5 protein-coding genes and 1 pseudogene are annotated in these 7091 nt (G+C 67.9%); 2 read left to right on the forward strand and 4 right to left on the reverse strand.

Annotated features, from left to right (window positions below; translation table 11 throughout):
* Positions 1 to 383 (forward strand): annotated as a pseudogene (locus WA805_RS22440) (thiaminase II); the annotation flags it as partial.
* A 608-nt stretch (positions 384 to 991) separates the two neighbouring features.
* The gene (locus WA805_RS22445; RefSeq protein ID WP_425243319.1) at positions 992 to 1777 is read left to right on the forward strand and encodes an SDR family NAD(P)-dependent oxidoreductase; all 786 of its coding nucleotides are present in this window, start codon (positions 992 to 994) and stop codon (positions 1775 to 1777) included.
* 117 nt (positions 1778 to 1894) lie between these two features.
* On the opposite strand, the gene WA805_RS22450 is transcribed toward WA805_RS22445, so the two are convergent.
* The 4 genes from WA805_RS22450 to WA805_RS22465 all read right to left on the reverse strand — a co-directional run bounded on the left by WA805_RS22450 (position 1895) and on the right by WA805_RS22465 (position 6940).
* Positions 1895 to 3286, reverse strand: a complete 1392-nt coding sequence (locus WA805_RS22450; protein ID WP_422280610.1) for an NAD(P)-binding protein — start codon at positions 3284 to 3286, stop codon at positions 1895 to 1897.
* Positions 3287 to 4051: 765 nt separating this feature from the next.
* Positions 4052 to 4999, reverse strand: a complete 948-nt coding sequence (ppk2, locus tag WA805_RS22455) for a polyphosphate kinase 2 (protein ID WP_422288419.1) — start codon at positions 4997 to 4999, stop codon at positions 4052 to 4054.
* A 664-nt stretch (positions 5000 to 5663) separates the two neighbouring features.
* Positions 5664 to 5984 (reverse strand): RidA family protein, encoded by a 321-nt coding sequence (locus WA805_RS22460; RefSeq protein WP_422339631.1) that lies wholly within the window; start codon positions 5982 to 5984, stop codon positions 5664 to 5666.
* Positions 5985 to 6604: 620 nt separating this feature from the next.
* On the reverse strand, positions 6605 to 6940 hold the full coding sequence (locus WA805_RS22465) for a transcriptional regulator (RefSeq protein ID WP_424558755.1): 336 nt from the start codon (positions 6938 to 6940) through the stop codon (positions 6605 to 6607).
* Positions 6941 to 7091 lie beyond the last annotated feature (151 nt).

Genomic DNA, 7091 nt, shown 5'->3' on the forward strand with positions numbered 1-7091 from the left:
GTATCGACCCCGCCTGTGTTGACGCCGCCGAGCCTGCGCCGACGACGCTGGCCTACACCAGTTACCTGCTGGCGGCCGTCCACGGCGGGTCCTACGCCGACGGAATCGGCGCAGTCCTGCCGTGCTACTGGATCTACTGGGAGGTCGGCAGGGAACTGCTGCGCCGTGGCTCACCCGACCCGGCGTATCAGCGGTGGATCGATATGTACGGCGGCGAGGAGTTCGGCGAGGCTGTCCGCGCAGTGCTGGCCGTCGCCGATGAGATGGGCCCGGGCCTGGCGCCACCCGAACGCGCGCGCGTCCGCCGGCACTTCCGTATCACCAGCCGCTACGAATGGATGTTCTGGGACATGGGGTACCGGGAACAGGCCTGGCCAATCTGACAGGTCGCGGGCAGCACCCCATCACGCATCGCTGACCGCCGCGCTGCCCTGGAGCCGAAGCGCGCCCCGGCCGGCCGGTTCTCCACCCGATCGCGGTTCCGCGCCCAGGCCCGCGCTGACCGGACTTGTTCGCGCGCGAGCACAGGCTCGCCTGGCCGGCCGCAGCCACAAGCCCCGGCTGCGGGCACTTGACGCCCGGGCGAGCCACGTGACGTGATAAACCCTAGCCGCGTCAGCGCACTGTCGGCGGCAACGGATCTCAGCTGCCGCCGGCCCGCACGTCCCCAGCGCTCCGAGCAGCGCCAGATCGACCTGATCCGCATTTCGCAGCTGACGAGTCCCGGGAGACAATAGCCGCGCCGATCGGCGGATCTCGCTTGTCAAGCGGTACTCGGCGCAAACCACGGTGCGTGGCCGGAGAGCAGGGTGTCCTGGCGTCGGGTCGATTCGGGTGGGCTGCGTCATCGCGGTGGCGGTTGGTTGCCTGGCGCCGGGTATCGCCTATGGCGTGGGGCTGTCTGGCCGGTTCCGGCTAGCGCAGGCACCGGCTCTGGCGTGCGCTGGTCATTAACTGGGCCCCGGCTGCGTCGCCTGGCTAGCTTTGGTCCATGAGCATTGCGAGCGCGCGGTTGGACGGGGTCCGGGTCCTGATCACCGGCGGTACGAGCGGGCTCGGGGCGGCTATGGCCGCGGCCTTGCTCGATGCCGCCGCGATGGTAGCGGTCACCGGCCGCGACGCCGCTCGCGCCGGGGCCGCTGCCAGGAACCTGGGCAGGGGCGCCATCGGCATCGGCATGGACGTGAGGGACGAGCATGAGGTCGAGCGGGGAGTGGACCGGGCCTGCGAGGAGCTGGGCGGCCTGGACGTCTTGGTCAACAACGCCGGCATCGGAATGCGCGCGGTCAGCCCGCGCTTCATCACCGAACCGCAGCCATTCTGGACGGTGCCCCCGGAGGGCTTCCGCGACGTGGTGGCTACCAACCTGAGCGGCTACTTCCTCCTCGCCCGGGCGGTGGTCCCCCGGATGCTGGCCGCCGGCGCGGGCCGGGTGGTGAACATCTCGATGAACCACGCAACGATGAACCGGAAGGGGTTCGTGCCCTACGGCCCGGCACGGGCCGGTGCCGAGGCACTGTCCCGGATCATGGCCGCCGATCTGGCTGGCAGCCCGGTGACGGTGAACCTTCTGCTGCCCGGCGGCGCGACGCTCACCGGGATGATCCCCGAGGACCTGCCCGGGCAGATGCGATCGAGGCTGTTGCCGGCCTCCGTCATGGCCGAGCCGATTCGCTGGCTGTGCTCCCCGGCCGCGGCCGGAGTCCACGACCAGCGGATCGTTGCGAGCGAGTTCGCCAGCTGGCTGACCGAGCGCGCCGGCCATGGTCGCACATGATCACGGCAGCGCTGAAAAGCGAGTGCGATATCGCCGACTCGGTACTCCGCTAATGACTGTCTCGCTAGCCAGGTCAAGTGGACAGATCCGCCGGTTATGGGTAGTCCGCATTGATGCTCAATTGCTCGGTTCGCCGAACTGCTTGAGCCGCTCAATTGCCGCATTGACGTGCGTGAGAAAGCGTTTGACCGCCGACTGCACGGACGGCTCGGCCGCGTGATCAGGAAGCGCCTGCAGAAGGTTGAGCCGGCTGGCGGCCACCCACGCCGAGACGTCGGGCTCGCTCAACCATCGCCCCTCTGTGCGCCACGTGCGGCTCATTATGCGAGGCCAGTCCTCGATGGTGCTCGGGTAGGGGTCGGGTGGGCAGAGCCGGTTCTTGTCCGCGTCGTCGTCGCGGCTGGCCTCGACGAAGCCGACGAGCGCAGCGTTGAAAGTGGGTGAGAGGAATCGCACCTGCTGGAGCACGATCCGACCGGGCTGGAAGATGGCCGTGGCGGGGGCGTTGTTCAAGCCTAGGGCGGTGCAGTCCACGTGGAGGACGTCCGGGCCGGTTTCGGTTTCCCCGCGCTCAAGCACGATCCGGCCGGCCTCGATCCGTCGCACTCGGCCGAGCCTGACGACGTCTTCGATCTGCCGCACGGCCTCCAGTTCGCGGGCACTGAGCATCGTGCCGCGGTACATCGTTGCCGGCCGCGAGGGATCGATGCGCACGAGCCGCCCTGCGGCCTCGAGCCGCTCGAAGAGGTCATCGATGCTCGCCGCACTGGCGCCAGCCTCGGCGTCGAGGGATAGCCCCTCCATGATTGCGCCCACCTGCTCCAGCGGCTGAAAGTGGCGGCGGTCATAAAACCACGCGTCACGGGGCCGGATCCACCGAATCCGGTCTGGCTCAACGTCGTTATCCAGAAGCCAGATGCAGGCGTCCGCGGCGGTCTTGCCGGCCCCCAGCACGGCATAGGAGGGGGCCGATCCCGCTGTCTCTGGCAAGTCGTTGACAGGTATTACCCGTGCGCCTGGTGCCACATCGAACGGGCGGGCGTGAGTGGCGGGGATCGACGTCTCGAGATAGCGAGCGTCGACGATTTTGCGACGCACCACGACATCGTGAAGCTCCCCCGTGCTCAAGTCTTTGACATGCTCGCCGTTACTTCCGCCGCCCAGGTGCTCATGGCCGGTGAGCAACCGGACCCGCCCCGTCTGCGCAAGCCGCGCCGCCGCCTCGGCGAAGTACTCGCGGACTTCGCTGCCGGTTGCCCGTTCGTAGTATCCGGCGTTCTCGCCAGCCTGGTCGATCCTGTCAACGCCGAGGGCGAGCGAGTTAACCCCGTAGTACGCGGAAGGCGTATGCAGGCGAAGGAACGGATACGCGTGCAGCCAATGGCCTCCCGGGGCGGGCTGGCGGTCGACCAGCGTCACCTCAACATCCGCCGCCGCTGCCAGCGCATCGACGAACGCAAGACCGGTCGCACCCGCTCCCACGACCAGATAATCGGTATTGACAAGCACGTGCCCGCTCCAGATGTTATCCGTACGACCGCGCATTGATTGTACGAAGCGGCGAGAGTCACGCTACCGTGAACGCGGATCTCTCCCCCGGTGGCAGCAATCCACCCGCAACTCGCCACAAGCGCGCATCTCGACCTGGCCCCACGCCATTCAACCGGCAGGTCCAGCTCACAAGGCGCCCGGTGCTAGCCGGCATTGCGAGAGCTGCCAGCAGCCGACCCCAGCACCGCGCCTGTAACGCTCCCAATTCGAAGCAAAGCCGCACGCGTCGTAGCCACAGCCAGGTCGCGGTATTCGAGAAACTGCCCCAAGCCGCCTCCGCGCGCAGATCTACCAGATCTGCCTGCCTGAACTGATCAGCGCAAGGATACTGACGGCCGTCCAGAACGGCGGCTACCTACGCTTGCGGGCGATGGATGACCGGGCTCGCCGGTAACGCGGGTTCCTCGATCGTGGGCAGGGTTACGGGCTGCCGGTCATGATGCGGTCGTAGGTGCGGCGTGCCCTGGGCGCTGCGGGCGCTGGCACCGTAGCGGGCGAGCACCTGCGGGGAGGACCATCCGCTGCCGCTCGAACTGAGCCATCCCAGGTCAGCGGCGATTCAATAAGATAGCCTGCGACGGCCAGCGCATACCGAGCCCCGGATGATCCGGGGCGGGCCGCCGCCTCGGCCAGGTGCGGGCGGGCCGGAACGCTGCCCGGGTCTGCGGACGGCCGGCGTGGCTTGCTCATCGTTCGCAGGATAAGAACCTTGCGCCGCCCGGCTCACAGCTTGGGGTAAATGCGATCCGGGTCGTGTTCGGACAGCACCGACGGCGGCCCGATGAGGAGCTTGTCCGGCTCCCCGATGGCCGACTCGTCCTTTCCCTCGTAGTCGAACTTCCTCAGCACGTGCTTGATCGCTTCGAGCCGGCCCCGCTTCTTGTCGTTGCTCTTGACCAGCGTCCAGGGCGCCTCGTGCGTGTCCGTGTAGTGGAACATCGCCTCCTTGGCCTCGGTGTACTCGTCCCACTTGTCCAGGGATTCGATGTCCATCGGGCTCAGCTTCCACTGCCGCACCGGGTCGACCCGGCGGATGATGAAGCGCGTGCGCTGCTCGGACTGGGTCACCGAGAACCAGAACTTGGTCAGGTGCAGCCCGGAGCGGATCAGCATGTGCTCGAACTCCGGCGCCTCCCGCATGAACTCCCAGTAGTCCGGCTCCGTCGTGAAGCCCATCACCCGCTCCACGCCCGCCCGGTTGTACCAGGAGCGGTCGAACATGACGATCTCGCCCGCCGCGGGCAGGTGCGGCACGTAACGCTGGAAGTACCACTGGGTCCGTTCCCGCTCGCTCGGCTTGGTCAGTGCCACCACCGTGGCGCCGCGGGGGTTCAGGTGCTCGGTGAAGCGCTTGATCGTGCCCCCCTTGCCCGCCGCGTCGCGGCCCTCGAACACGATGATGATGCGCTCCCCGGCGGACTTGACCCAGTTCTGCAGCTTGACCAGCTCTACCTGCAGCGGCCGTTTCCGGTACTCGTACTCCTGCCGCGGCATTTTCTCGGAGTACGGGTAGTCCTCCCGCCAGGTGTCGACCACGCGGCCGTCCGGCCAGCGCAGCACCGGGTCGTCGTGCTCGTCGTCATCGTCAACGGTCAGGCCGGCGATGAGGACCGGGTCGGAGGCCCAGTCGGCCGGCAGCGCGTTGAACTCGGAGAAGGATTCGCTGCTCACCTCACAAGCAGAGCACATTCCCGCCCTCCGGTCACCAGCGAGGGCTGCGCGCAGACGGACGGCACATGCTGGGCAGGAAGCAGGGTGGTGGTCGGCGTGACTGCCGGCCGATCCCTTAAGCAGCAGCGCCCGCCGCCGGTGATGCCTAGTCAATCCGGTCAGGACACGGCGGTTCATAGACCCGCCGCGAACAGGCCCTGACCTGCACCGCCACCGCTGCTACGGCATGCCTCGGCACCTATTCGGCACGGAAGCCCCACGGCGAGGCTCGCACTCCATATCGACGGTCGTGCTGCGGACGCTTCCACCCTGCCGGTTTGTCCGTGGGGCTTCTGCGGGGACCATCGCCGCGATCTCGGACTTGTGAGGAATCTGTGGGCACGCATCCGTGCGGGAAGCCATGGCTCCGGAAGGCTCAGAGCAGGTGCGCCGCGGTTGGCTGCCGATCGCCGGACCGCGCTCACCCCGACCGGCCGACTGCGGCTAGCCCGTCAGCTCATGCAGGACCATCATGATGGCTGTCACCGAGAGTGACCACAGGCCGGTCGGCTTTCACGCAGCGAGGGCGCCGAAGTTGCCGATTTAGCGCGGCTCATGGCCGGCCTAGGCCACTTGTCCGGTCCCCGCAATTCCGCTAGTTCTGTTCCTGATCACCCTGCCGAGTTCACCCTTCCCCGAGCACGGCCATGACCTCCAGCTGGAGCTGCGTGCCGCTCTGCAGGTCGGTGATCAGCATGTGCCGCGCGGGCCTGCTGGCCTCGTCCGGGAACATCTCCACCCAGTGCTTGTTGACGACCGGCCGGATCGCCTTGTCCTGCACGAAGACGGTGCACTTCACGATGTCGCCGGTAGTGCCGCCCGCCGCCGCGAGCACCCGCCGGACGTTGGCGAAGACCATGGCGACCTGCTCGTCGGCGCCGTCCGGAGTCACTCCGGTCTCCGGGTCCACAGGACTGATGCCCCCGGAGACAAGCAGGTTCCCCACCACTGAAGCCTGAGGAATCGGCGCGCCGTGCTGCAAGCCCGGAACCTCGATCGATCGACGTGCCATCTCCTCGTCCCTTCTATATCCCCGTTGCTCATGTCCGCTGCAGAAACCCCGGCTGCGGTCGGTGCCAGCCACACCGGCATCATCGGTCCCCGCACGGCGGCACGGCAAGCGGGCGTGGCACGAACTCACTCCGATGCGATCACGTCCGGCGGCCCTGCGACCAAGCGTGATCGACTGCACCTCTCCTCGGAGGAATCACGACATGCTAGATCGCCGATTACGAGCGACTGCTGGCCGGGAGGATCTCGCGGCACAGCTGAGCGCAGATCGTCCATTTCGGTATGCGCCTTCGGACGGAACCTGCCAGCCTCAATCGCCGACGGCCTTACTGACCCGGCGCGGGCACCGGCTCAGGCATTGGTGCCGGAGGAGTCTTGGGGAACGGACAACCCGAACCCGGTCGCTGCCGGGTGGACAGCCCGGCTAGCGTGCAGGACCCGGCAGGAGTCCGGTCGCTCCAGAGGGGTCGGGTCAGCTGGGTCAGCGTCAAGGGTCAGGGTGATTCCTGCCTGGTCGCGGTCTCGGCCCGCTGCTTCAGCTTCGCATGCCCGCACTCATCTCATAGACGGTGCTGCCGGGGACGTTGCGTCGACGTCCAGGCCGCCGAGCAGGTCGCGCAATGCCTGGATGTAGGCGCTGAGGGCGGCCCGGCCCTTTCCGGTCAGGGTGACCGTGGTTTTCTGCGCGGACCCGTTCCTGGTCTTGGTGCTGCTGATGTAGCCGGCGTCTTCGAGCTTGCGCAGCTGGATGATCAGGTTGCCGGGGGTGAGCCCGAGCATGTCCTGCAGCCGGGTGAAGGACAGCGCGTCACCGTCGGGCAGCGCCGCCAGCGTCGCGACGATCCGCAGCCGGGTGGGCACGTGGATCAGCGGGTCCAGCTCTATGGTCACGGCGCCACCATGCTGCGGCGCTGCCGCCAGGCGGTGAACGCGGCGATGCCCAGGTACACCGCGCACAGCCCGATGCCCATGATCAGCCACGAGCCGGCCGGGCCCCCGAACCCGGCCGCGGCGGCCGTCACGGCGATGGCCAGGGCGGCGC

Source organism: Trebonia sp., from assembly GCF_049794275.1.
Taxonomy (GTDB): Bacteria; Actinomycetota; Actinomycetes; order Streptosporangiales; family Streptosporangiaceae; genus Trebonia.